This window comes from Pseudomonas endophytica, assembly GCF_001411475.1.
Taxonomy (GTDB): Bacteria; Pseudomonadota; Gammaproteobacteria; order Pseudomonadales; family Pseudomonadaceae; genus Aquipseudomonas; species Aquipseudomonas endophytica.
In genome coordinates this window covers 1-25509 of the sequence record NZ_LLWH01000203.1, presented here as the reverse complement: position 1 = coordinate 25509, position 25509 = coordinate 1, and the positions used below count along the sequence as shown (strand labels likewise).

At 53.8% G+C, this 25509-nt stretch carries 26 protein-coding genes and 3 pseudogenes; 16 read left to right on the top strand and 13 right to left on the bottom strand.

All coding sequences use genetic code 11. The features are described from left to right. Positions 1-109: 109 nt before the first annotated feature. Together AQS70_RS18760 and AQS70_RS18755 are read right to left on the bottom strand one after the other, a co-directional pair. Complete coding sequence (locus tag AQS70_RS18760; RefSeq protein WP_055104244.1) at positions 110-1363, bottom strand: reverse transcriptase domain-containing protein; 1254 nt, start codon at positions 1361-1363, stop codon at positions 110-112. Between the two features lie 759 nt (positions 1364-2122). Further along, positions 2123-2685, bottom strand: a pseudogene (locus tag AQS70_RS18755) (site-specific integrase); the annotation flags it as partial. 11 nt (positions 2686-2696) lie between these two features. Here AQS70_RS18755 and AQS70_RS23690 point away from each other — a divergent pair. Together AQS70_RS23690 and AQS70_RS18750 are read left to right on the top strand one after the other, a co-directional pair. Continuing rightward, entirely contained in the window at positions 2697-2834 is a 138-nt protein-coding gene (locus AQS70_RS23690; protein ID WP_162233916.1) for a hypothetical protein, read from the top strand. Between the two features lie 49 nt (positions 2835-2883). After that, complete coding sequence (locus AQS70_RS18750; protein WP_055104243.1) at positions 2884-3072, top strand: hypothetical protein; 189 nt, start codon at positions 2884-2886, stop codon at positions 3070-3072. Positions 3073-3104: 32 nt separating this feature from the next. On the opposite strand, the gene AQS70_RS18745 is transcribed toward AQS70_RS18750, so the two are convergent. The 3 genes from AQS70_RS18745 to AQS70_RS23685 all read right to left on the bottom strand — a co-directional run bounded on the left by AQS70_RS18745 (position 3105) and on the right by AQS70_RS23685 (position 6262). Continuing rightward, the gene (locus AQS70_RS18745; RefSeq protein WP_055104242.1) at positions 3105-4460 is read right to left on the bottom strand and encodes a hypothetical protein; all 1356 of its coding nucleotides are present in this window, start codon (positions 4458-4460) and stop codon (positions 3105-3107) included. A gap of 46 nt (positions 4461-4506) precedes the next feature. Further along, on the bottom strand, positions 4507-5769 hold the full coding sequence (locus tag AQS70_RS18740) for an MASE1 domain-containing protein (protein ID WP_277620600.1): 1263 nt from the start codon (positions 5767-5769) through the stop codon (positions 4507-4509). A gap of 280 nt (positions 5770-6049) precedes the next feature. Then, on the bottom strand, positions 6050-6262 hold the full coding sequence (locus AQS70_RS23685; protein WP_055104240.1) for a hypothetical protein: 213 nt from the start codon (positions 6260-6262) through the stop codon (positions 6050-6052). Positions 6263-6380: 118 nt separating this feature from the next. Between AQS70_RS23685 and AQS70_RS24245 the strand changes: the two are divergent. Next, positions 6381-6496, top strand: a pseudogene (locus AQS70_RS24245) (helix-turn-helix domain-containing protein); the annotation flags it as partial. 453 nt (positions 6497-6949) lie between these two features. On the opposite strand, the gene AQS70_RS18725 reads toward AQS70_RS24245, so the two are convergent. Continuing rightward, entirely contained in the window at positions 6950-7417 is a 468-nt protein-coding gene (locus AQS70_RS18725) for a hemerythrin domain-containing protein (protein ID WP_055104239.1), read from the bottom strand. Positions 7418-7826: 409 nt separating this feature from the next. Here AQS70_RS18725 and AQS70_RS18720 point away from each other — a divergent pair, with 409 nt between their 5' ends. Then, positions 7827-8129, top strand: coding sequence for an RcnB family protein (locus AQS70_RS18720; protein WP_055104238.1), 303 nt, complete (start codon positions 7827-7829; stop codon positions 8127-8129). Positions 8130-8311: 182 nt separating this feature from the next. After that, positions 8312-8746 (top strand): hypothetical protein, encoded by a 435-nt coding sequence (locus AQS70_RS18715; RefSeq protein WP_055104237.1) that lies wholly within the window; start codon positions 8312-8314, stop codon positions 8744-8746. An 89-nt stretch (positions 8747-8835) separates the two neighbouring features. Here the strand turns inward: AQS70_RS18715 and AQS70_RS18710 are convergent, their stop codons facing one another. Continuing rightward, the gene (locus AQS70_RS18710) at positions 8836-10122 is read right to left on the bottom strand and encodes an MFS transporter (protein ID WP_055104236.1); all 1287 of its coding nucleotides are present in this window, start codon (positions 10120-10122) and stop codon (positions 8836-8838) included. A 293-nt stretch (positions 10123-10415) separates the two neighbouring features. On the opposite strand from AQS70_RS18710, the pseudogene AQS70_RS23430 reads away from it, so the two are divergent. After that, positions 10416-10567: pseudogene (locus AQS70_RS23430) on the top strand (type VI secretion system contractile sheath large subunit); the annotation flags it as partial. A gap of 263 nt (positions 10568-10830) precedes the next feature. Here the strand turns inward: AQS70_RS23430 and AQS70_RS18705 are convergent. Further along, entirely contained in the window at positions 10831-11721 is an 891-nt protein-coding gene (locus AQS70_RS18705; RefSeq protein WP_055104235.1) for a LysR family transcriptional regulator, read from the bottom strand. Between the two features lie 166 nt (positions 11722-11887). Between AQS70_RS18705 and AQS70_RS18700 the strand changes: the two genes are divergently transcribed. The 3 genes from AQS70_RS18700 (at position 11888) to AQS70_RS18690 (ending at position 15823) form a co-directional block, all read left to right on the top strand. Next, positions 11888-12970, top strand: coding sequence for a 4-oxalomesaconate tautomerase (locus AQS70_RS18700; protein WP_055104234.1), 1083 nt, complete (start codon positions 11888-11890; stop codon positions 12968-12970). 202 nt (positions 12971-13172) lie between these two features. Further along, the gene (locus AQS70_RS18695; protein ID WP_055104233.1) at positions 13173-14477 is read left to right on the top strand and encodes a CitMHS family transporter; all 1305 of its coding nucleotides are present in this window, start codon (positions 13173-13175) and stop codon (positions 14475-14477) included. 92 nt (positions 14478-14569) lie between these two features. Beyond that, on the top strand, positions 14570-15823 hold the full coding sequence (locus AQS70_RS18690; protein WP_055104232.1) for an OprD family porin: 1254 nt from the start codon (positions 14570-14572) through the stop codon (positions 15821-15823). A 54-nt stretch (positions 15824-15877) separates the two neighbouring features. Here AQS70_RS18690 and AQS70_RS18685 read toward each other — a convergent pair whose 3' ends face one another. Beyond that, entirely contained in the window at positions 15878-16087 is a 210-nt protein-coding gene (locus AQS70_RS18685) for a hypothetical protein (RefSeq protein WP_055104231.1), read from the bottom strand. Between the two features lie 105 nt (positions 16088-16192). Between AQS70_RS18685 and AQS70_RS18680 the strand changes: the two genes are divergently transcribed. The 3 genes from AQS70_RS18680 (at position 16193) to AQS70_RS18670 (ending at position 17640) form a co-directional block, all read left to right on the top strand. Next, complete coding sequence (locus AQS70_RS18680; protein WP_156355219.1) at positions 16193-16576, top strand: hypothetical protein; 384 nt, start codon at positions 16193-16195, stop codon at positions 16574-16576. Between the two features lie 179 nt (positions 16577-16755). Further along, entirely contained in the window at positions 16756-17289 is a 534-nt protein-coding gene (locus AQS70_RS18675) for a hypothetical protein (RefSeq protein ID WP_055104229.1), read from the top strand. Between the two features lie 51 nt (positions 17290-17340). After that, positions 17341-17640, top strand: a complete 300-nt coding sequence (locus AQS70_RS18670) for a hypothetical protein (protein ID WP_055104228.1) — start codon at positions 17341-17343, stop codon at positions 17638-17640. 30 nt (positions 17641-17670) lie between these two features. Here AQS70_RS18670 and AQS70_RS18665 read toward each other — a convergent pair whose 3' ends face one another. Continuing rightward, positions 17671-18264, bottom strand: a complete 594-nt coding sequence (locus AQS70_RS18665; RefSeq protein ID WP_055104227.1) for a hypothetical protein — start codon at positions 18262-18264, stop codon at positions 17671-17673. Positions 18265-18643: 379 nt separating this feature from the next. On the opposite strand from AQS70_RS18665, the gene AQS70_RS18660 reads away from it, so the two are divergent. Beyond that, positions 18644-20014 carry an LLM class flavin-dependent oxidoreductase gene (locus AQS70_RS18660; RefSeq protein ID WP_055104226.1) on the top strand — a complete coding sequence of 457 codons (1371 nt, stop codon included), beginning with the start codon at positions 18644-18646 and terminating at the stop codon, positions 20012-20014. A gap of 9 nt (positions 20015-20023) precedes the next feature. Here the strand turns inward: AQS70_RS18660 and AQS70_RS18655 are convergent, their stop codons facing one another. From AQS70_RS18655 to AQS70_RS18645, 3 genes are all read right to left on the bottom strand, one after another. Continuing rightward, a complete protein-coding gene (locus AQS70_RS18655) occupies positions 20024-21022 on the bottom strand; it encodes an NADP-dependent oxidoreductase (protein ID WP_055104225.1) in 999 nt (332 codons plus the stop codon). 57 nt (positions 21023-21079) lie between these two features. Continuing rightward, entirely contained in the window at positions 21080-21868 is a 789-nt protein-coding gene (locus AQS70_RS18650) for an SDR family NAD(P)-dependent oxidoreductase (RefSeq protein ID WP_055104224.1), read from the bottom strand. A gap of 322 nt (positions 21869-22190) precedes the next feature. Then, a complete protein-coding gene (locus tag AQS70_RS18645) occupies positions 22191-23117 on the bottom strand; it encodes a LysR family transcriptional regulator (RefSeq protein ID WP_055104223.1) in 927 nt (308 codons plus the stop codon). Between the two features lie 297 nt (positions 23118-23414). Here AQS70_RS18645 and AQS70_RS18640 point away from each other — a divergent pair, with 297 nt between their 5' ends. From AQS70_RS18640 to AQS70_RS18630, 3 genes are all read left to right on the top strand, one after another. Further along, the gene (locus tag AQS70_RS18640) at positions 23415-24851 is read left to right on the top strand and encodes an NAD-dependent succinate-semialdehyde dehydrogenase (protein WP_055104222.1); all 1437 of its coding nucleotides are present in this window, start codon (positions 23415-23417) and stop codon (positions 24849-24851) included. Positions 24852-24862: 11 nt separating this feature from the next. Beyond that, the gene (locus AQS70_RS18635; RefSeq protein ID WP_055104221.1) at positions 24863-25195 is read left to right on the top strand and encodes a carboxymuconolactone decarboxylase family protein; all 333 of its coding nucleotides are present in this window, start codon (positions 24863-24865) and stop codon (positions 25193-25195) included. 2 nt (positions 25196-25197) lie between these two features. Further along, positions 25198-25509 (top strand): alcohol dehydrogenase catalytic domain-containing protein (locus AQS70_RS18630; RefSeq protein ID WP_156355217.1); only part of this gene is annotated, 312 nt, incomplete at its 3' end.

Below are 25509 nucleotides of genomic sequence, written 5' to 3'. Positions count from 1 at the left end.
GGTGTTCACCCTGGATAAATCGTTTCATGGGTTTCCCTTGCGATGAGATTCTCAGAAATCATAGCAAGGGTTTGTTCGGGCGTTTTTACACACTCTGGGCCAGAAGCGGTCACTCCGTTTCTCTGCGCTCTGAGTGGACCGCTGCAAGCAGCCTTACCCCCAACATCCTACGCTGAACCGTTCCATTTGTTTTTTGAAAGAGACTTGCTTTCTCTATTTCGTACTGCGCCAATGTATTTGTGATGTAGTCATCCAAGCTCTTTACCCAATGGCCATTGCTGCAGAAGGAAAAGGCCTTTCCCCAACCCAGAATTACTCGGTCGAGATTCTGTAGCGCGCCAGAGTAGGTCCCCTTTGGGAATATATCTCCAGCGTCACCACTGAATTTCATCATGCGTATCGATGCGTCTAAATCGGATTTGATCCGTTTCTTGAATCGCTCCCTCGTGCCTGCAGACGGCTGAACCAATCCTGCCGAAACAAAGCAGCCCAGGAAATCAAATCCTTTAGCTGTAGTGCCCCTTGAGGCTTTGTCGCTTGCGGCTGAGGGCCGGTATGCTTCTAGTGAGAGCTTTTTGAGCTCAGTCTGTGCTTTGCTAAAAGCACGGTCCACACAACCCATATCTTTTCCGAGGATTAGGAAGTCATCGATGTACCGAAGACAGGTGACCTCACCATCGTTGATGGTTTTGTCAAAATCATGGAGATACAAATTGGCTATGAGTGGTGACAGGGGAGATCCTTGGGCTACACCCTCCACCCCAATGGGGAAAATCTCATCGAGCCCCTGTCGCCTAAGCACGTCAATATTTGCAAGTTCTGTGGTAATAGCTGCTTGAAATAAAGCAACTGTGTCAGGGCATTTGATGTGAGGGGCCAAAAGTCTCATCACATGAGCCTTATCAATTCTAGTGAAGAACTCGGCAATATCTGACCTGATATGGAAGGTGGCTCCTTTTGCAATAGCTGCTTTCGCGTCGGCTATCGCCATCGAGACTCGTTTGTTTTTTATGCCCCCATAGCTCGTAGGGGTTGCCAGCGTTTCTTTCACGAACTTAATACGAGACAATGCGTCGAGTAGAGCCCGCTGGACGATCCGGTTCGGTATAGGTGAAAGCACAATCGGGCGCGAATTTCCGTTGGCTTTGGTTTTTGCCACGCCGGTCTGCTTTTGGAAGGTAAAGGTCTTCTTGGATAGCGCGCGTTGAATCTCGGAAAGCGACTTGGGGAGTTGACTCTCGAAATCCTTGGCTTCGTTTCGGATAGTTTCGGATGATGAAGAAAAGGCGCTTTCCTTGACCTTCCTCCAGGCCGAATACAACGAATCCCCGCTGTAAATCCTACGGTAAAACGACGAGGCCATAAAAACTCCTTGTTTGTTGGGAGACACCAGTGAACTCTCACCCAACTGCTACAGAGGACCTCCAACCTTCGGGAGACCGCGAAGCCTTAACGGCGATCTTGGTCGCGACCCGGACAGCAACCTCCGAAGAGAGATGGCTGGCGTCTGTCAAACTTGGTTCAGTGCTGTGAGGCGGCTGCACCAGCAAGCAGGCGAGGCGTCCCGATGTTAATCAGCTACGCGGCCAAAAGCCATCTATTTGGCGGCTCGTTTATTGAAAAGCGATCGGACGAGGATTGAGTGCACAAGACTGCTCGCTTAAAAAATCGGGAAAGTGAATTCCCCCAACCAGGTGCCAGACTCTAACGGAAGCAATAGCCATTTATAGCGCAAGCTCAAATAGCATAAGGATCGGGCGAAAACAGAACCGCATCGAATGTCTGTTTTTGGCCGAATGCTGAGGATCACCAGGCAATGCCAGTCCTTAGTGTTGAGAAACTAAGGCTAGGGTGACGGCATGCCAAAATCTGCGCAAAACCTACCCTGTAGGCCACGGTTTATCGTTTGCTAATGCACAAGAAACCGTTGATGTTGTGATCCTTGATGAAGGAATTTATTAATCTATTACAATGACTTAGGGTTTTATAAGATCGAACATGGGGTGCTAGGGGTCGAGTGTTCGAATCACTCCGTCCCGACCATATTTTTCAATGACTTAGGCAGATGTTTACCGCATTGGCCTTTTTCATGTGCGTGACTTTTGCGTGACTTCTCCAAATTTCACGCCTGCTTCCTCTTCAGAATTGTCAGTACCGGCCCGCATGAGTCGGTTGCTGATACCATATTTGCAGCATTTATCAGCTTATCCAGTTCTGCACCGGAGTAATGACTGGTGATGCTGCCGTTCTTGTGGCCGAGCAATGCTTTGCGGTCTTCCTCGGTTACACCTGCCGCCCGAAGGCGTCGGCCAAACGTGTGCTTCAAATCGTGAACCCTGATAGACAAGTAGCCCGGGAGAGCGGGGCGAAGGTTTTCTTCCTGCCAGAGTTTCGCCGCTCTCACTCGCGCCTTCTTCCAAGCTGGGTCATTCATTCTGTGCATGGCTGTAGCGTTGTAAGGAAACACCTATTCTTCACGCCAGATCGCTCGTTTCGGCCCTCAAAGTCCGAAGGGATCAGATAAACACTGACCCCCAGTTCTGGCACATATATCTCCAAATCCCACCGCAACTTACAAACCTCTTGCTCTCTTGTCCCTGTGTTTACATTGGATAGAGCCATTTTCAGCAAGTGCGCTGGCAGTTCCCCAAAAAGAATTGACTGCTCTTCCCATGTCAGCGGGTAGAGACGCGGCCATGACTCAGCGGGATAAGCGCCTTGAGGAGCTGACTCGCCAGACTGGCACGGCAACTGATAAGGCTTCGAAGGCTGTAACCACTGTCGACAAAGCTGCCGACAAGGCGGATGAAGCCTTCAACCGTGCATCCCTGTAATCCGCGCCACGCTTTCGAATGTGCCAAATCGTGGCGCGAGGTATTGAAGATGAGCAACGTCACCCGCCTGCGCCACGCGCTGCCGATAGGCCAGGATATCAACAAGGCCCTGGTCGATCTGGATAGCGCGATCGCCAAGGCAATCGACGCTGCCAAGGCTGCTGATCTCCCTCATGGGATTATCGTCGCGGTGCTGTATGGGCAGGCCCATTCGCAAACCGCGATCATGCTGACTTGAGTGAGTTTTAGTTTGCGGCGACCTCAGAATCCTTAAGGTGAATCCGGACCGCCCGTCACGTTGGTCGAAATGCTATCAAGGTGACGCGCCTTCCAGGGCATGCGCTGATACCAGGACTGCGGTACTGGATGAACGATGGCCCGCAGCGCCCTGGCGTAATCCATCACCAGACCGGGGGTCCAAGCCATGGTCAGCGCACGTCTGCGTACCTGCGCCGCAATCCATAGCTCAGGCATGAACAGGGTCCGCAAACAGTCTCGCCAGCGCTCGCTACGGAACGCAAGCACGCCGTCGAGGGACGCCTCCAGCGCATAAGCGACTGAGCTTGAACAGTTACGGTAGGTTAAGTTGTAGCGGTTATCGAGGCTGTAGTTCAGCCAAAAATACTCAAGGGCACTTCTGTTGAAGTAATGAAATACAATTTTGCGGTCCGATTCGCACCAATTTGCCGCCTCTTTCTCATAGTCAGGCTGGAAAGTACCCGGCACGTCATTGTCTTTGGTCGCTTTGAGTATGCGGAAAAACTCCGAGGGCGAGCGGTCGATATCAGCGGCAGGGTACAGGCTGATATAGATCGAGGGTTGCAACTCCAGGGCTGCGTGCCCGGTGGAAATAACACCCTGGCTGTCTACTGCGGCGATGTAACGATTGATGACCGGTCTTCGTACCGGGGTATTCTCCGCCGTGCCTTCCGGCGTCCAGATATGCACCACCAACGGCTCATGAATTAGTGGGGTGATAGAAACCTGAGCAAGTGCCGGTTTGACTGCCGCCTTTTTGGTTATGTTGAGCACAGGTGCCGTGGGCGTCAGCAACTCAAAGGAGGACGTTCCACGCACCAGTAAGCTGGCGCGTCTGGCCACGCGCAGGGCACTGATTGCGCTTACGATCATTAATGAGCCGATGAAAAACGAGACGGTTGACTGGTAACCGACGGGATAGGGTGTGAACAGCAGCAGCGCGAAGATCACCTTGGCAGTGCCGGTTACGACTGACAGGCGCCAATTAGGATACCGGACGACAAACGCGGATGTGATGACCAGCAAACCGAAGATGAAGTAGGAGAAACCGAAAATAATCGCCAGTAACAGGTTGCTGTAGTTCTTGTTGGTCAGAATCAACAGGGACACGAAGAAACACACGCCGCCCTTGAAAAACAGCACGGCCTTTTGCGCACCGATTCCGCTCGACGCGACGCTCAGCGTAACCAGGCTTTCCAGCAAGAGCAGGATGCCGAACGCCTTCATCGGGAAATACAACACTCCGTCCATGCCGTCGATCAGCACACCCAAGCCCATCAAGCCCCACAGCAAACCGATGCAGCCAATCACCTTGGCTTTGGAGCGGACGAACTCTGCTCCGAATAGCATCAATGCGATCTGAATCATGAGATGTTTCCTTGTTGCCAACGCTGCCAATCGAGGTCGCGCATGATTATTTGTAGTGACTGATTTGCCAGTTGCCCACGATCACTTCGCCAGTCGAGTCCGCCATCAAACCTGGAGTGTTGTCGCAGATAACCCGGGTATCCGAACCCTGCGCAGTTATGCGGAACGTCAGTGAGGCGCCGCCCTGCCTGCGCTGTTGAATCGACCAATGGCGCCGAAGCTTTTCCCGGTCCTTGGGGTGTACGCGATCAATTATGTCATTGAAGGTGGACAATACCGGCGCTTCGATGCCCAGTACCTCACGCAGGTTATCGTCCCAGTAAATCGCCCCTGACTCGGGGTGCAACCTGTACATCACCCCTTCACCCGCCGCCCGGCCAGTGTCGAGGTCGTAACGACGCGCTGACTTGGACAGCACCCGCAGAAAAACGATCAACAAGGCGGTTGCGCACAAATAGCACTGGGCCAACAGCAGCGGTTCATCCGGGTTAAGCCCCTTGAGGAAAAACGGCCCTTGGCCGTTGTCAGTGTTATGAATCACCAGCGTTGCCAGCGTCAGCAACGCCAGAGTCGCACCACGCCCGGCCCAGGTGACCGAAACGACAACGCAGAAGATGATAGGAATGCACGCCAGCGCAAAGTTCATCGCGGAGCCGGCCGAGTCGGTAACGTCGGGCTTCAGCCAGTGAGAATTGACTCCGAAGATAAACCAGGTGCTAAGGCACATCAGGACAAACGCGGTCGCTCCCGTGAGCCTGGCCAACCACCCGCTGCGACATGCATTTAGATCATCATGGAGCAGGCTCATTATCGCAATCGTGGCGAAAATCACCCCGGTAATGTTGGCGATCCAGGTCACCCACAGCAGACGTTGAAGTGGCACATCGCGCGTGAACGACAGCCAGGTTCCGGTCAATGCCGCCTCCACCCCGCACACAACCACGGTGGCAATTATCCAAAGCACAATGGCGTGCAAATAGTCGTTGCGCCGGGAGAAACGGCGCACCAGCCAAGCAATGCAAATCGCCGCACTCAATGCCAGGCAGGAATGCACAAGCGTGGAGGCCCAATCGTGTCGCCAGTGGAAGTCTAGGTAAATCCGCGTGGTCAGCAGTACCGCAAACAGCAGTGGCCAGCCTGAACGTTGCGAGATGAGGAACGCTGCGACGGCCACGCCCGCAGGGAACCACACCACAGCTACCTGGGTAATAGGATCATCGAATTCGAGTGAAATGATGCCCGTCACGTAATAGACCAATGCCCACGTTAATAAGCTGGCAGCCTGTAGTAGAGCCCTCGGTAGTATCACTGGTGTTTTTCCGATTCAAAATGTGGAAATGGTTTACATCATGGCTGATTTCCTGACAACGATGCCATGACGCAGAGGGTTCAAGTCTGCGGAGGAGTGTGTGAGTGCTGTGTGCGCATGACGGCAAACAGCGTGAACAGAGCACACAAAGCGGCGGTAAGCAGGGGCAAACCGTGTAGACCCAACTGCATGGAGATCCCAGCTAATACCGGGCCCAACAGTGCGCCGATACCCCATGCAACCGACAGTGCGCTGTAAACCCCGACCAGTTCGGTGCCGCTTAACGCTCACCGACCTGAGTCACCACCACCGTATATATACCGACAAATACACCGCCCCAGACAAATAACAACCCATACGAAAGCCAGCGATCAGTGAGTGCCAATGGCCAGATCAGCGCGCCAACGGCTGAAAGCGCCGAGAACACAATGATCAGGCGACGGCGGTCCATGCGGTCGGCGAGCCAGCCAATCAGCGAGAGGCCGGCGAGCATTGTAATCAAACTGCCGACAAAGAATGCTGCCGACGACGCATTTCTAGCCAGGACAGAATGAACGGCCCGAGGGCAAACCCCAAAGACAGGCTGGCCACATACATCGCCATCGTTTCGCCCGGACACGCTGAAGAGCTGGGACAGTCGAAGTCAAAGCCTAGCGCCCAGGCGGCGTTGTTGATCAAGCTGGTTCAGCGCTTCCCAGATATGGTTGAGCACCTCAACGCGGTTTGATTCGATGATCAACCGAAAGCCCAGCCCTCGCGCTGGGCTTTTGCATCAACTCCCCAATGCTAAAGCCCCGTCAACCCTGAGAGGGAACGACATGCGGATTCTGATAGCAGCGGTAGCAGTAGTAATCGCCGTAACCGGGTCGATGAAGGGCCGAACAGGTTATGCCGTCAGTAGGCGTCAGAGTCTCGTCGAATGTCCGAAAAGCAGAGATCTCTCCGCAAGGGGCTGTAACCCTAAGCTCTGGACGGAATCCAAGGTTTGCGGCTGGCAGTGCGCAGGCATCGGCGGCGTCTATGACGTGGACGGGCGCGGAGCCGGACACGCTGCTTTTCAATGACCGACTTGGCCACGGTGTTGATCACTGCATGTCATAAGGCCAACATTAACGGGTAGCGCCAGATAGCAAAAAGCCCGCAGGATAGCGGGCCATGCATTTAATTTGAACATTGAGAATTAAGCAGCTTTTGATGGGGTCATACTTTTCTTCAAGCTTGTTTTGAGGGTAAGCATTTGATCACCAAGCTCATCTAGCTTGGCCTTACCCAAAATCTTTTTCGCATGAGGGAACATTTCTTCTTCTTCAATGTGATGTTCCAGAAGCTCTTTGATCACTTTCACGCGGCCAGCAAATTCTGGGCTTGTCGGGTCCGTGTCTTTGTGATTTGGCAAGACCAATGAGTCAACTGTGCGGTGCTCCTCTTTGGCTTCATAGTACATTTCAGCCTCCGCCTTACCCCTTGCAGTTTTGTAGGCAGGGTAGAGAATTTTCTCCTCGAGTTGGGTGTGAATGCTCACTTCCAGCTCAAGCTTTTCTAGTAATTCCATGCGTTTTTTGACGGCTCGATCAGTCGAATCGCTTAACGGGCTAAGAATGCCTTTTACTTTTTCATGGTCGGTTTTCAGAAGGTCGATGGCGTTCATGGTATTCCCTCTCGATCACGGATGAGTGATGCCGATTCGCGCTCATGCAGTCTGCCCGAGCCTTACCTTTTGACGATGCATCTAGCCCTGTTGAGTTACACACGCTGGCTTTTTCAACTACTTGGGGTTTGGAGGGGGGGACAGTTCCAGCGCAACCCTTTATGGATTAACCCTCTCACAGCGCTCACTCATTAATTTTCAGTGAACGCTTCCCGCGGATATCGGTCAACTTCATACCACCCCAGCGAGCGCAGAGCTGTGGTGACCTATCTATATAGCCAGCTTGATTGGGTATGCGACGTCTGCGCTATGAGCGGGCTAATGAATCTCAAAGCCCAGTCTGAGTACTACGCCTATCTGGCTGAGGATTGATCAAGATAACCGCTCCGTTACATCTATCGAGGGAATCATGATGACTTACAAGAAACAACTTGCCGCTTTATCCATGGGGCTGTTTTGCTCCGTGTGCAGCTTTGCTTACGCCGCTGATGAGCCTAGCGTGACTATGGATCGCCCAGGCGCCGGAGCAGTGGAAATGAAGGTTGGGGACATCGTCCCTGCTGAGTATCAGCGTGAGAGCTTAGAAATCAAAGATTGGAAAAATCGCAAGCTTCAAGCGCCTGGCGAGCATGAGCAGTGGGTTGAGATCAAAGGCAAATATATGTTGATCAGCGTCCCTACTGGCACGATTAAAGAGATGGTCTCTAAGTAACGAAATGGCGAGTGGTTTGCAATTGTGTGTTGTTTATAGCTCTCAGAACACACGTATTTCGGCCAGCTCAATGCTATTTTCTGCTCGCAAAGATAAGCCCGCTCAGAGCGGGCTTATTGCCGATCTATTCGGTAATCTTTGGTGTTTGGAATACGACTTATAAGGAAAGGATGCGAAAGCGTATGCCGTTTAAAACGTCGTTAGTAATTACAGGGCAATCAATCTTGCTCTTGTCCTTGCTCGCTACCGGTTGTTCAACCCAGAAAAACTCAAGCTCAGTGCCTGATCTCCCGGGCGTACAAGGCACGCTAACGCTGGCTCAGCAGGCGATTTCGGCCTATGAGCAAGGAGATAAAGAGCAGTGGCAATCGCTACTGTGCCTTAAATCAGTGGATTACCCGCTAACTGGTTGGAGTCGGATTCGTTCACTGGTGGGTGATATTTCTGAAGTTAAATTGGTCAAAGTGTCTGAGGCGTCAAACGCTGGTAATGGATCTGATGCAGATAGGTTTACTCAGATTGTTTACGAAGTTCAGTCGCAGAATTACCCGCTTAAAACGCTTCTACTGAAGTTTTTTCCTGTTGAAAGTGATCAATGTGTTGGATTGGTTTATTAGCCTGAACAAATGACACTGCCTAGTGATGTGTGCCGGGTCAGGCCCGGCCGTTGAGATGATTGGTTATGCCGCTTTCGCTCTTCACTTAGTTACGTGGCAGTTGGCTCACCGCTCAATGCATCGACCATTGGCGGATGATCCTGTGCTGCTTGGCGTAGATCTTCAGTGACGCGTAGTTCAGCGCCAGTCGGCGAGAATGTTGCAGCCGCTGTAAATGGTGCGGAATTAGCCGGGATCGGACGTTTGCCACGTCGCCAGAAGAAGAAGGTGACCATGCACAGGTTAACCACTGCGAATACCCAGAATAGGCCATTTGCGCCGAATGAGTTCATCACCGGCGAGATCATCATCGGACTGATCGCTGAACCCAACGAGTTGATCAGCAGCAAGCCTTGGATCATAGGCACCAACGCTTCGGCTGGGGCGCGGTCAGCGGCATGGCTGACGGCAACCGGGTAAAGCGCGAAAACCGCGCCTCCGAGCAGAAACAACATCGCGGCAAGCATCATCGACGATAACGGCAGCAGTACGATTACCAGCGACAATCCAGTGCAAGCCAGTGCCAAAATGGTCAGCACCTGCAAGCGATCCTTATGGTCGGACCAGCGCCCGACCGGGTATTGCAGGAGCATGGCGCCTAGGATCGTCCAAGCCATCATGCTGCCGATTTCACCTATGTTTAGACCAGCGCGTTGCAGGTACAGCGGCAACAACGTGTAAATAGCCGCGATCGAGATGCCCGAGCCAAAACATCCGACCAGCCCGGTCGGCGTTACGCCCAGCAGTTGCCGTGGTTTGAGGGGTTCGACCTGATCCAGCAGTGGCGAAACCCGCGGCAGGATCACGATTGGCATGACTGACAACGAAGCGAGCATGCCGGCCACCATGAACGGTGCGCTGTCGCTCATACCGGTGATTGCTCCCAGAGCGGCCTGTCCTAGCACGCCCGCCCCATACAGCACGATCATGTAGAGCGCGAGCAGGCGCCCGCGAATCTTTGCATCGCCGGCCAGCAGTAACCAGCTTTCGATCACCAGAAATACGCCCACCGTGGCCCAGCCGTTGATCAGACGCAGCGCGAACCATCCCCACGTGTCGTAGAACAACCCTTGCAACAAGATGGTCACCGCGATCAGTGAGGCAAAGCTGCCGTAGGCGCGGATATGTCCGATGCGCAAAATCAACCGGTCATTGAAGACTGCCCCTAGCGTCAGGCCGATAAAGTAGGCTGATGAAACAATTCCGATCATCGTGGTCGATGCGCCAGCCGCATCGAGTCGAAGGGTGGTTAGGGATGAAAGGAAACCGTTGCCCAAAGCAACAATGAACAGCCCGAGCAGGGGCGCCAGCGCCATAGCCAGCAAACGCGCAGACATAAAGACCTCTAGAAATTGAACAGCAAAACAGGCGCCCGCGCGCATGCGGGTGCCAACTTTACGTGTGTCGTGTAAGCGCTCACGCAAAGGGCAGAGCAGTTGCGTCGGGCATACGCTGAGGAGGTGTGCCCCGCTATTGAGGTGCGCGTTTATAGTCCTCAAGCTGTCAGCCATCTTTACCCATGGCATCAAGCGAGCGCGGGATTCTAAGGCTTGTGCAGAATTTTCCAATAGCTGTTTGCTGCGACGTTAAGCCGCATGCTAGTTAGGGCTGAATTGTCCTGATACCGTTCCGGCGCTTGCTTGAGCTGGAATTGAGCAAGTGGTAATGGGATGGGTGACCGAAATGACCGATCCGGGCGACAACTTTCAGGCTTCACATCCTTTGCGCGACGCAAAAGTGATCGTGGAAGACATTGATGACAACCCGGGTTTCTTCCGCATCCTACGCCGATGAAGTGCTGTCGATCGGTGCTCTGGAATGTGATTTTGCCAGCGGCCCAATGCCCGATTTGTTAGCGCTCGCCGTGAAGGCAAAAGGCGTCGCAGAGCGCTGTAGCTGCTGATCGTCGCGGTGAGCATAGTTATCGCCGGGCATACTGATTCCTCAGGTGATGCAGTACAGACCTCGCGCCTGTCGCACGCTCGAGCTTCTGCGGTGCGTGATCGCGGGTAGCCGGACTTGCGACCCAAATAGGCTGGATCGGATCACTTTTCCCACTGTTCAAGCAGTATGGCGACGAATTTTTCCGCAGCCGGAGACAAGGATGCGCCTCTGCGGTAGACCAATCCCAGCGATCGGTTAACCACAGGTTCTATCAACGGTACGCTTACCAAGGTTGGATGATCCACAGCAGGCATGGCGAGGCTTGGCATAGCCGAGACGCCCAGCCCAGCCTCTACAAGACCCAGCGAAGTAGACAGGTGCTGAACCTCATAGAACCACTGTGGGCGCCAGCTCAAGCCTGACAGGGCATGGTCCAGCAGCATGCGGTTGCCGCTCAGCCGACCGACGCCAATAAGGCGGTAATTGCTCAGTTCGGACCACGTGACAGCGTTGCGTTGTGCTAGCTCATGATCGCGTCGACACGCTAAAACAAATGGCTCGTTGACTAACGGCACGAACTCTATGTCTGGATGCTGGCCGCTCATCATGTTGATGCCAAAATCAGCTTCTCCTCGCAGAACGGCTTCAAGCCCCTCGTTCGCACTGAGATCCAGCAGGCGGATGCGAATTTGTGGGTATCGTTCGTTGTACAGGCGGATGACCGAAGGCAGAAAGTAGAAGGCCGCGGTAGGAATGCAGGCGAGGGTGACACGGCCGCTCTGGCGCTCCGCCAGCTCTCGTATGTTCAATATCGAATCGTCAAAGTCATCCAGTAAGCGCCGAGCCTTGGGCAGAAAGTCTCTGCCCACGCTGGTCAGGCTGACCCTGCGCGTGGTGCGATCTAGAAGGGCCGTCCCCAGTCCTTCTTCAAGCTTTTTCATCCTGCGACTCAGCGCGGGTTGAGAGAGATGCAACGCTTCAGCTGCTTCATGGAAGCTGCCAAATTCAGCGATCTTCACGAAAGATCTAATGTCATTGAGCTCGTAATTCACTGCTTTATCCCCCGCCAACCCGCGTTAGTCGCGTCGATCAGCCTAATTTTTTCATGCGCAAAACGCAATAATTCGGCTGATATTTGCATTGGAAACAATTTTTAAACTTTGCGACTCTTGCTGGCAGGACATCAATCAAACCGATTGATCAATAAGAGTCAGGCTTATGCAACGAATTCCTTGTGTATTAATGCGCGGTGGTACTTCCAAGGGCCCAGTATTTCTCGCTTGGGATCTACCTGCCGCGATTGATGATCGTGACGAGTTGCTGCTCAACCTTATGGGCTCTGGCCATGAGCTGGAAATTGACGGCATCGGTGGCGGTAGCCCACAAACCAGCAAGGTCGCGATCGTCAGCCCGTCGCTGCACCCAGATGCAGATATCGACTATCTGTTTGTTCAAGTCATGGTTTCCCAGCGCCGGGTTGATACCGCGCCTAATTGCGGCAATATGCTATGCGCGGTTGGCCCGTTCGCTATTGAGGAGGGGCTGGTAAAAGCCTTCCAAGACCTGACGTGTGTACGTATTCGCAACCTCAATACAGGGACTTTTATAAACGCTGAGGTACACACACCCGGTGGCAAGGTCAGCTATGAAGGCAATACCGCCATTGACGGTGTGCCGGGGACTGCCGCTCCTATACAGCTGACCTTCCTGAACGCTGCGGGCAGCAAGACCGGCAAACTCTTCCCGACCGGGCAACCACAGGATTTGATCGACGGAACTCCAGTGACCTGCATCGACATGGCAATGCCGATGATGATTGTCGAAGCGGGCCAACTGGGTAAGCGCGGCGATGAGAGTCCGGCTGAACTGGATGCTGACCAAGCGTTTTTGGCTCGCCTAGAGTCCTTGCGGTTGCAAGCTGGCCTTGCAATGGGGCTGGGTGATGTCAGCGACAAAGTGATTCCCAAGCCGGTACTGGTGGCCCCTGCACAAGCGGGCGGCACACTCCAAGTGCGCTATTTCATGCCCCACAACTGCCACCGCGCCTTGGCGATCACTGGCTCCATCGGCCTTGCCACCGCCTGTGTCACTGAAGGCAGTGTGGTCGCGCAATTGCTGGGTGGGGTGAGTGAACCACGCTTAAAGCACGTACGCATTGAGCACCCAAGTGGTGGGATAGATGTTGTGTTGTCTTACACCGGCAATCAAGGCGAGACCATTCGCGCCTCAGTGGTGCGTACATCGCGCAGGCTGTTTTCTGGTTTCGTCTATGCCACGGCTTCCCGTCGACTTGCCGGATAACATTCATAAGCCATTGCCGTTCTCAGCGTGAGAACTTGGCGGTCGGTAAGGTCATGCAACACCTCTGACCCGCTTCAACTGAAACACCTTAGAAACATTTTATTTAACTCCTCCAGGTACGGTTAGTCGTAACGTCTGGCGGGTTCGAGGTCGTGCGCCTGCGCATTGACCACGCTACTAATAAGAACAAGAGAACTGAACTATGCTCGCATTTCTTGGTTTGGCCATGGTGGTGGTTTTCACCTACCTGATAATGTCGAAACGCCTGTCGCCCATTGTCGCCTTAACGGTGGTGCCGATAGTGTTTGCGGTCATTGCCGGTTTTGGCGGCACGACCGGCAAGATGATGTTCGATGGCCTAAAGATGGTTGCGCCTTCGGCTGCGCTGCTGCTGTTCGCCATCCTGTTCTTTGGCGTCATGATTGATGCCGGGTTGTTCGACCCGATGATTCGTAAAATCCTCAAGCGTGTTAACGGCGATCCGATGAAAATCGCGATTGGCACTGCGCTACTGTCACTGCTGGTCGCCCTCGACGGCGACGGTACAACCACTTACATGATCACCTGCGCGGCAATGTTGCCGTTGTACAAGCGCATCGGCATGAACCCAATGATTTTGGCGACTATTGCCATGTTGTCGTTGAGCATTATGAGTGGCATGACCCCATGGGGAGGGCCCGCGACTAGGGCGATTGCGGCACTGGGCTTAGATGCCGGCGAGTATTTCGTGCCTTTGCTGCCCACTATGATCGGTGGCGCCCTGTGGGTGGTGTTCACAGCATTCTTACTGGGGCGCGGCGAGCGTAAGCGTATCGGTAATGTGCAGCTAAAGAGCGGCGGCGGGGATTGTTACATCAACGCGATTTTGGGCGACACCCCGTACAAGCGGCCAAAACTGGCTTACATAAATCTATTGTTGGTGACTGCGGTAATGGTCGCGCTGGTTATGGGTCTTATGCACTCGGCGATCCTGTTCCTGATCGGTTTTGTGCTGGCCCTGATGATTAACTATCCGCAACTAGATATTCAGAAGGAGCGCATTCTTGCCCACTCTGGTAATGCGATGACGGTGGTGTTGTTGGTGTTTTCTGCCGGTATCTTTGCCGGGATCTTTTCGGGGACACAAATGGTCGATGCCTTGGCGCAATCGCTGGTTGAATGGATTCCGCCATCTTGGGGGCATCTGTTCCCGCTGGTGGTGGCGATCACCAGCATGCCGCTGACATTTGTTCTTTCCAACGATGCTTACTACTTCGGGGTTGTGCCGATCTTGGCTAATGCCGCTGCAGCTTATGGCATCGACCCGGTCGAAATAGCCCGAGCCTCGATACTCGGCCAACCCGTTCACCTGATGAGTCCTCTCGTGGCGTCGACTTTATTGCTGGTGGGGATGGTAGATCGCGACATCGGCGACTTCCAAAAAGCCACCGTCAAATGGGCGGTTCTCACCTCCTTGGTCATCACGGCGATAGCCCTATTGACCGGCGCACTCAGCCTCTTCACCTGATTCAACTTCGTTAGCTGTTCTTTCATAACGCGCCTCATCAATGAGGTGCGCGACGTGCTGCAGCCAAAATAACAACAATGAGTAATTTGCCAATGATCACTTTGCATAGCCGCCGGGCGTTGTTTTCACTTTTAGGTCTGTTGCCGCTAACCACTGCCAGCGCAGAAGGATTTATCGACGACAGTAAACTCAAGCTGCAATTGCGTAACGTCTACTTCAATGAAAACTTCCGCGATGAGCACGGTTTGAGTGCTAAATCCGCAATGACAGCGAAGAGCGAACGCACCGAGTGGGGCCAAGGGTTATTGCTGGATTACCAGTCGGGATTCACGTCGGGCACGCTCGGTTTTGGTGTGGACGCTCTTGGCCTGTTCGGGGTCAAGCTCGACTCAGGTCGTGGCCGCAGTGGTACAGGCTTGTTACCCGTGCATGATGACGGTCGTGCGGCTGACGAATTTGCAAGTCTGGGTATGACTGCCAAGGCTCAACTGGCCAAGACCACGCTCAAATATGGCACCTTGCTACCCAAAACCCCGGTACTGATCTATAACGATGCGCGCTTGTTGCCGCAAACTTACCAAGGGGCACACATCAGCAGCGTCGACATTGAAAACCTCACCCTGACTGGGGGGCATCTGAGTCGATTCAAGCTGCGTGATTCCAGTAACAGCATGCCGATTGTGCCCAATGGTTACGGCGGTGAAAAGTCGGGCGACTTTAGCTATGCGGGAGCTGAATACACATTGGGCAAGCGCGTTCGGTTGAGTTACTTCTACGGCGAGCTGGAGAACTTTTATCGTCAGCATTTCGCCGGCATCCAACACGATCTACTCTTGGGCAGCGGTGTTCTGACCAGTGATTTGCGCTACTTCAACAGTGTCGACAGCGGTTTTTCTTATGGCGGTAAGATCGACAACAACATGCTGAGCGGGCAGTTGTCCTATGTCGTTTCCGGGCATACCTTCGGCGGTGGATACCAGACGCTGAGTGGCGACGCCGGTTTGCCCTATATCAGCGGCGCAACGGTGTACTCGTTCAGTAACGCCGGGATTGGCAAGTTTATCGAAGCGGATGAAAACACTTGGATGCTCAACTATGGCTACAACTTCGCGGCAGTAGGCGTTCCCGGTTTAACGTTTTCTACGCGTTACTTGAGCGGCAATGACGGCAAGTCCAACACGACGGTTAAAGAGTGGGAACGTGATGCCGAACTGGCCTACGTTGTACAGCAAGGCACTTTCAAAGGTTTGGGCGTGAAGGTACGTAACTACGTTTATCGCTCTGATTATTCCCGAGGCCGAGACAGCAATCGAGTTTACCTCACCTATGACATTGCCCTCTGGTGATCTCTTGGACCTTCGCTCACCGAAGGTGTTTGGATCGTGGTAGACCTGCTTCTCTCAGTGAAGAGTTCCAATTCGGCGGCTTTCACCGATCCGAATTCTGTCCAAGGCTCTGTTTAACGCATCCAGCGCATCCAGCAAAGCCTTGGCTTCGGTCTCTCGACCTTCACCCCAAAGGCGTTCAGCCATTGTGTTGAGCGTTAGGATGGAACGCTCTATATCCGCGGCAGTCGCTTGCGTCGATGCTGCAGTGTGTTTCTTGGGCATTATCTAATCCTTATCGCTGAGTCCGGTGATTGGCATGTCCATTCGCGCTGGATGCCCGACTACGTTCGTGTGCTAGCATCGCGATTTTTTGTGAGGGATCACGCCGTGAAGTTCAAGATGACCTCGTTAGTGTTGGCAAGTACTGCCTTAATTACCTGCTCTAATGCATGGGCTTGGTATATGAGTGGGGAGACGGTTCGCTTTAACGCTGCTGAGTCGAACCTCTGTCAGCAGGGCGGTCTGGACGCGGCGGCCATTATGTACAGTAGGCAGATGGGCAAGCCTCTATCGTACCCATCTGATGAATATTCTGCTCCTTCGGCGAGCCAGAAAGAGATCAGAGTGAAGTTTCTCCAATTGGCCGAAACCTATCCTATTGAAAGCACTGAGGACAAGAAAATGGCCGTTGCCGATAAGTTCTCCAGAGATATGCGTGCAGGGTGCCTTCAATACATTAAGGTCTCTAGGCCGCAATCGTTTGCTGAGTGAGTGTAGAGCGGAGCGCGTTTTTAATGGTCAATTGGCATGCTGGTGACCCGCTGGGCTTTCTTCAACGCTGCTTGTATGAACTCAAAGAGTGGGTTATGAGCGCTCATCAGGCGATGAGATGGAATGAACCTCATAAAGAAAAAACCTTCTAATTGGATTCAGCCCATCGGAGACATACTGTGTCCAAGATCATTACTGAAGGTTCTCATCTTCAACAGGAGTCACCGGCAGACATTTTATTATTCGGTACGCCGAAAGATCGTTTGGATTTCTACCGTAGAGAAATTCAATATGAAACCACTTTGCTCTCAAACAGAACCAACGCCTATTTGACGGCTCAGTCTTTTTTGGTCATTGCGTTTGCCTCTTCAATGGCTAATCTCAACCCTCGATGGGGGGAGCTGTTCACGCTGATCGTGCCGACCATGATGGCCGTTTTGGGCATCTTCAGCTCATTGCATGCATGGCCAGGGTTTCGGGCGTCGTGGGTCATTATTGATCACTGGCATTTTAAACAGAGCCACTTGTTGCGCAGTGATCCGGTAATGGGCAATGCCTATGATGATTCGCCCTTATTTAATGAAAAAGAATCCAGCCAAAAGGGCTATCGAAAGTCGCTGATGTTTTCGATGAGAACCCCTTGGTTATTTGTGATTTTTTGGATGGTGCTAGCCAGTTTCTGCATCTGTATCCAGCTCTCTAACGCGAGTTAGTGAGGTTGCTTAACCATGCAGCCATCTATCAACAATACGCAGGTATGTAAGATGCACGCAGCGCAATTGATCGCGCAGGGACAAAAGGCTTCACAAGCGCTTTTTTTGTGGAACCAATTTGTTGCGGACACTGAATTCTTATGGCAAGACACTGCGCTGGTGACGGACGCTGACGCGTGGCAGCAGCAATGGTTTGAACTAGAAATCATTAACGGTTTAGCGTTGGCTGCGTGGGAAGAGCAGGGCAAGCCTCAAGATTGGGCGGCCTGCTGGCGCGAAGGCTACCAGCAGGAAGCTTCTGAGTTGGCACACGAGCTGTTGCGGCTGATTACGGGCGACTCCCCCACATAAGCGTGCCGCCTATAGCCCTAGGGTGTGTCTCTACATCCCGGGGTAAAGCCCTGCAGGTGGCTGGTAGTCAGGGTCTTCAAAGCGGCCGTTTTTGTAATACATTTTGGCTTTCGGTCCAGCGGGTGAGTAGGTCACATCTGGGTTCGGCGTGAGATGCCACCCATTACCGTCTTTGTCGCGCTCAATCAGCGAAGGATATGCCGTACAGGTGCCGTTTGAGCCTGAGGTCAGACGGAACTGATAATAGCGCCCGGCTTGTGGTGTGAACTCCACGGTGACGAAGCAAGACTGCGTCCGCGGCCCCTCCCAAAACATCCCCACATGGGTTTCGATACCGGGCCTGACGGGGGTTTCATAGTAATCGAAGGTCAAATTTTGCCCGGCCTTAGGCATGCCCACATCCTGCGTGTTGATAAAGGGAAGGGGGCCTGTGCGAACGACTCCACCTGAGCGTACGCCGTTTTCGTATTGATAAATATCGGCATGCTGAGTGAAGTCGACGATGCGTATCCAAGCCGGGTTTGGCTCATGCTCAGGGGCTGTGAAGTAATAGGTGTGAGGCAAATACTGGCACCCTGTAAACAGCGGGAGCATTAGTAAGCAGAGTGAAGGGCGTATCGACATAAGTGCTTCCTTAGCAAGCAGCGTTGTCGTACAGACCCTAAGATTTACCAAATATTACGCGCTCGAGACAATTTCGCATTTGAAAAGCTGAAACCCGTCTATTCAACCTATTCATGGGTAAAGCTTTAGACACCAAGCTGGCTCGGCTCAACAGCGCCAAGTGCGCGCCTCTAGCGTTGAACCCCATATAGCTTTAACGCTGCCTTTTATTCCATAAATGCAGTACAAACTATTTTTATAGTGCGTTTTAATCTATTCAATTCGCAGCCAAAACTATTCCTGATTCCTACCCGATCTAGCCGGCTCGCGCCTGCGATACCGAGACGCGTGGTTTTACAAAGCCGAACTTGCCCGTTAATGACTTTTTACAGGTACTACGATGTCTGATCCAAAACCGTTGTTGTTTGCGTTGTACGAGCAAGCCAGTGTTGGCTGTGGCGGCGCACCGAGCCTATGGACGCACCCAGCTGATGAACGACTGACTATTAACTCGCTGGGGTATTGGTCGAACTTGGCGCGCATCGCTGACCAAGCGCATCTGGATATGCTGTTTTTTGGTGACGTGTTGGGATTCTACGATGTGTTTGGCGGTAATGCAGACGCGGCCATGAAGTGGGCGGTAGAAGCACCGGCCAACGATCCATTGATGATCATTCCGGCACTGGCAGCGGTGACAGAAAACCTAGCCTTCGGGGTTACGGTCACGACCAGTTACGAGCAGCCTTTTACCCATGCCCGACGCTTCAGCACGTTGGATCATCTGACCAATGGCCGAGTCGGTTGGAACATTGTGACCTCTTATCTAAATAGCGCTGCTCGTAACTTCGGCCTGGAAGAGATGATCAAACATGATGACCGTTATGAGCGCGCAGAAGAATTTCTCGATGTCGTGTACAAACTCTGGGAGGGCAGTTGGGCAAACGATGCCGTGGTGGGCGACAAGTCTCGCCACGTCTATGCCCAAGGTGATCGTGTGCGACCGATCAATCACGTTGGCGAACATTATCGGGTGGCCGGGCCGCACTTGACGTCCCCTTCACCGCAACGCACACCGTTGTTGATCCAAGCCGGATGGTCGGGTCGGGGGCGCGAATTTGCGGCCAAGCACGCCGAATTGATTTTCGTCGCCAAGTCCAACCCGTTGGAAATTCGCCAAGGCTTAGAAGACATATGGGCGCAGGCCGAGGCGCGGGGGCGTCACGCTGATGATGTTAAATCACTGACCGTTTTGCGCATTGTCACCGCCCATACCGAGATCGAAGCTCAACGCAAATATGACGAATTGCAAAGCAACTATCACTTGCAGGCGCAACTGGTGAGTTATGCCGGTGACACCGGTATCGACATTAGCCGTTACGCGGACAGCGACGCGTTGTCCACGCACACCGAAGGTATGACCTCCTATGTGATGCGTCCAGATGGCAGTGGCAAGCCCTTGACCGCTGGCGATGTTAAACAGCGTTTTGCCAACGTTACCCGCGGCAGTGATTTAATTTTGGTGGGTACGCCGCAACAGGTGGCCGAGCGCATTGAAGAGCACGCCCGGATCTCCGGCACCAGCGGCTACATGCTCAACCCGCTGATTAGCCCCGGTAGCCTTGAGGACTTCGTCGAACTGGTGATTCCTGAGCTGCAAAAACGCGGCTTGTATCGTACCCAGCCGCAGAACGGAACGTTGCGCTCGCGATTACAAACCGGTGGTGCCAACCATTTGCCGGCATCTGCATACGGCGCTTCGTTCCGTTTTTGACCGAGGGTGTTAGCGGATCTCGATGATGACCTTACCTTTTGATCGTCCTTGTCCGACATAACTCAACGCTTGGGCTGTGGATTCGAAAGGGAAGGTTCGATCAATGACCGGCTTGATAATTCCGGCCTCAACCAGTGTTGTCATTTCATCCAATTGAGCACCGCTGGCGCGCATAAAAACGAACGAGTAACGGATGTTTTTTTTGCGCGCTTTTCGGCGGATACCGCTGCTCAACATGCGCATGACCACGCCCACCAGCCAAGGCAGTTTTTGCGCTTGGGCGAACGCTGGCGTCGGCGGCCCTGAGATGGATATAAGCTGGCCGCCCGGCTTTAAAATGGCCAGCGACTTCTCTAGCTCATCAGCCCCTAGGCTGTTCAACACGACGTCGTAGTCTCGCAGCGTTTTCTCGACGTGCTGCTGCGTGTAGTCGATAACAACATCCGCTCCCAATGCCTTGACCCACTCCACATTGCGAGTGCTGGTGGTGGTTGCGACGAAGGCGCCCAAATGCTTAGCGAGTTGGATAGCGATGCTACCGACACCACCGGAGCCCGCGTGAATGAACACCTTTTGGCCTTTTTGCACCTTTGCCGTTTCAACCAACACTTGCCAAGCAGTCAGCGCGACCAAGGGCAGCGCGGCGGCTTCATGCAGCGTGATATTTCGCGGTTTCAACGCCAGCGCGTCCTCTTTTACGGCAATGCGCTCAGCGAACGCGCCGATGCGATCTTGAGGAGGGCGGGCGTAAACTTCGTCACCTGCCCTAAAGCGCTTAACAGCGGCCCCGACCTTCATCACGACACCTGCAACGTCGTTGCCCATAATCAGCGGCAACGAATACGGCAGGATCAGTTTGAACTCGCCCGTACTGATCTTGGTATCGAGTACGTTCACGCTTGCCGCATGGACTTGAACCAGAACGTCGTGGTCACCTATCTCCGGGGCGGCAACCTCGGCGATATGTCCTGCTTGTTTGCCGTAACGCTCGATTAAAAATGCCTTCATGATGCGTCAACTCTGTGCACTGCATAGGGGAGCGGAAAACACCGTGAGGAACAATGTTTACGCCGGGATTTTATAGCGCTCGGCGACCTCAGATTGTCGAATCTGCGACAGCAAGTTCTGCCGTGCAGCCTGCAAAGCATCCCAGCGGGCCGCATCCTGTAAGGGGGGAATCGTCACCGGCTCACGACGATCAAAACCGAGCAGCGCCGCATCGACCAAATCGCCGACCTCCATGATGTCAGCGATGCTATTAAGGTCGATGCCCGCGCGCTCCCAGATTTCGGTGCGAGTGGCAGCAGGCAAGACGGCTTGCACATAGACGCCCAACGGCGACAGCTCCAGGCTCATGCCCTGTGACAAGAACTGCACAAAGGCTTTAGTCGCGCCATAGACCGTCATGCCGAACTCAGGGGCTAAGCCAACCACTGAGCCAATGTTGATAATCGCACCGTCGCCCGCTTTTGCCAGCCGTGGGGCGATGGCAGTGGCCAGCCGCACCAATGCCGTCGTATTGAGTGCAACCAAGCGAGCTACGCTGTCGCTGGACTGCTCGATAAAACTCCCCGACTGTGCAGCGCCTGCGTTGTTGACCAAGATGCCAATACGAGCATCGTCGCGCAGACGCGTCTCGACAGTCGCCAAGTCGCTGTCTTGGGTTAGGTCTGCCTGAAGGACCTCAACCGCGACAGAGTGTTTTTCACTCAGTCGCGCTGCGAGCGCGTCCAGTCGGCGCTTATCCCGGGCGACCAGCACAAGGTCGTGTCCGCGTTGTGCAAAGCGCTCAGCGTAAGTGGCGCCGATGCCCGTGGAAGCGCCTGTAATCAGAACGGTAGTGGGAGTGCTCATGGCGTTGTTCTCAGATGAGGGGGTCGATTGGCGATTAATGAACGTTGCTTTCAGTCAACGTTGGATAGTCGATGTAACCTGCGAGAATGCGGCTTTATGATGTCGTCCGTAATCAAACGTGTCAACAGTTTTGATTATGATCGACATCATAGTGCGGCCGAACGTGTGTTCAAGCTGTTGAGCCGTACGCAATGAAAATGACAGGCGCCAAAATGCACTCACTTGCGGCTGCAAGCGACTTCGAGGTTGCGGGGGTTAATTGGGCGCGAGGGCAGTAAGCTTCACTGCAACTCCCCCTCGGTCCAAGTTCAAGTAATCGCTGTCAGACAATAAGTTCTTCAGCGGTCTTCATCAGTTCAGCACCGACACGTTTTTTTAACTTCTCAATGAAGCGAGTGATTTTGGCGTCGATGAACTGACGAGATGTGTAAACAGCGTAAACATTGCGTTCGTGGGTGTGGTACTCGGGCAACACCCGTACAAGCCGTCCTGCGCGCAAGTCATCAATGGCCGAAAAACCCGCCATTAAACCAATCCCAGCACCTTCTCGAATGGCCACCGCCATGGCGTCCATATCATTGACACTGAAGCTGGGGCCTTGTGGGATAAACGTGACGTTCCCGCTCTTACCCTTCAATTGCCACTCATCTCGGACATAATCGACAGTGCCCAGCAGTAAACACTGATGGTCGGCGAGGTCCGCAGCGGTCATGGGCGCTGGATATCGCTGCAGATACTCTGCAGAGGCCACCAGTACGCAATGGCTAATACCGATCTTTTGGCTGACATAAGCCGAATCGGGTAGCGTGCGCGCAATCAGGATGGAGATGTCCAACTGGTCTTCCAGCAGGTTCGGCATACGCTGTGAAAGCAGTAAGTCCACCGTGACTTGCGGGAACTCCCTGCGGTATTCGAGCACGGCAGAGGTGACCAAATGCCGCGCGAGCCCCGGCACACAATGCACCCGTAACGTCCCTCTGGGCTTTAACGCGGCATTGCTAGCTTCCGCTTCTGCATGCTCAAGGTCGGCCAAAATTTTGGTGCAACGCTCATAAAATCGCTGGCCCGCATCGGTGACGGACAGCCGCCGGGTAGAGCGTTGCAATAGCCGTGTATCAAGCACCTTCTCAAGGGCTGACACCGAGCGCGATACATTGCCGACCGTGGAGTCCAGATGGTTAGCCACCGCAGTAAAACTGCCCATCTCGACAACTTTGACGTACACGGACATGTTCGAAAGCTTATCCATCCAGACCTTCCTGTTGGCTTGATTGCAGATGTTCGCCGCTCAAAATTACCCGTTTACGGCCTATCTATCGGCTCCAAAAACAGCACGGCGCTGCCGAGCTTGGCAGATGCTACACGCTCTAATGAATGCTCGATATTACCTCTGTACACAACAGTGATTCCCTTCTGGCCGTCTAAATCGACAGGTTGTTAATCCATAGACTGGGTTGCACAGGGCGCTTGAGTCACTCCTTCAGGAGTCGCAGCCAAGCGCCGAATGGTGCAGAACGTTTGATCAATCCAGTCGAGGTAACCCCCCATGAAGTCGTCTTACGATCCGCTGTATCTGTTTATTGGCGGTCAATGGATCAGTGCCGAAGGCCGCGTAACCGCCGCCGTCGTGAACCCAGCGACCGAAGCTGAAATCGGGCGTGTCCCACTCGCCACCGCAAGCGATCTCGATCACGCGCTTGACGTGGCGAAGCTGAGCTTTGAGCAATGGCGCAACACCTTTCCCGATCAGCGCGCCAAAGTGCTTAAACGCGCTGCGGATCTGATTCTTGAGCGGGCGCCACACATCGCCCTGCAAATGACCTTGGAAGAAGGCAAGCCACTGTCTGAAAGCATGGACGAGGTCACGCGTGCCGCCGAATACTTCGAGTGGTTCGCCGAAAGCGCTCGCCGTATAGATGGGCGTGTCGTGCCGGCCAATCGTCCAGGGGTGTTGCAAATGGTTAAACGCCAAGCCATTGGCCCAGTCGCGGCATTCACGCCCTGGAATTTCCCCGCTATTACTCCGGCGCGCAAGCTCTCGGCAGCGCTGGCCGCAGGTTGCAGTGTGATTCTCAAACCCGGTGAAGAAAGCCCCTCCACGGCACTGGCATTGGCACGCGCCCTTGACGATGCAGGGTTGCCTAAAGGTGTTTTGCAAGTGGTGTTTGGCGTCCCGGATCAGGTTTCTAGCCATTTGATCGCTTCCCCTATTATTCGTAAGGTCACGTTCACTGGCTCAGTGCCTATTGGGCGGTTGCTCTCAGCCCGCGCTGCCGAGGGCGTCAAGCCCATCACGCTGGAATTGGGTGGGCACGGGCCGGTGTTGGTTTTTGACGATGCTGACATTGAAAAAGCAGCCGTCGAAGGCGTCGCCAACCGCTTCCGTGGAACCGGCCAAGTCTGCATTTCTTCCACCCGGTTTCTGATTCAACGTGGCGCCTATGACTCCTTTGTCGATCACTTCGTGGCGGCCACCCTCGCCTTGAAAATAGGCGATGGTCTGAACGCTGAAACCCAAGTGGGTCCGCTGGCCAATCCAAGGCAGTTGGCCAAAATGCAGGAGTTGGTGGCAGATGCCGTCGCCAAAGGTGCCCGTGTACTGGCAGGAGGCAAACGTCTTGAAGGCAACGGCTACTTCTATGAGCCCACCGTCCTGGCAGATGTACCTATGCACGCTCGGGTCATGCATGAAGAGCCCTTCGGACCTATCGCCGTATTAATGCCTTTCGAGCAGTTGAGCGATGGGCTGGAGGAGGCAAACCGCTTGCCTTACGGGCTGTCCGCTTATGCCTTTACGTCCAACGCACGGATCGCCATAGACGTCGCTGACGGATTGGAAGCGGGAATGATCGGTATCAACCAATACCGGATTGTCGCCACAGAATTGCCCTTTGGTGGCCTGAAAGAAAGCGGTCACGGCTCCGAAGGCGGCATTGAAGGTATCGAGCACTATCTGACCCACAAATTTATTAGTCAGGTTTAAGGAGCATCAACATGTCCACTCTGAATTTCAGCAGCCCACGTGAAGCGGCTCGGGCTTTCACTCCCAAACTGTCGCAGTTTGTTGACTCAACACTTTATCCGCAGGTTTGGAGTGATCCGGCGCTGTCGCCACGTGATCGTAGCCTGATCACAGTGGCCGCGTTGATAGCGGGCGGTCACACAGAAGAACTGCCTTCGCATCTGCGCCGAGCCATCAGCAATGGCGTAACCCATGACGAAATTGCCGCGGCGATCACACATTTAGCCTTCTACGTCGGCTTTCCAGGGGCGATTACCGCATCCGCTATCGCCAATGCCACCTTTACCGAATCGCAGAGCAATTAATTATGAAAGCTATTCAAATCAAGGAATTTGGCGCCGCGGATGTATTGGAGTTAGCCGAGGTTGCCGCCCCTGAAGTACGTCCGACTGACTTGCTGGTACGGGTCTATGCCGCCGGTGTGAACCGGGCTGACTTAACCCACCGCACGGGCGGGTATGGCCATCCACATTTCGGAGACTCACCCATCATCGGATTAGAGATCGCCGGGGAGGTCATTGGCATAGGTGATTCGGTACAAGGGTATGAGATCGGAGATCGAGTGATGGGCGTTGTCGGCGGCGGTGCCTATGCCGAACAGGCGCGCATCGACTATCGC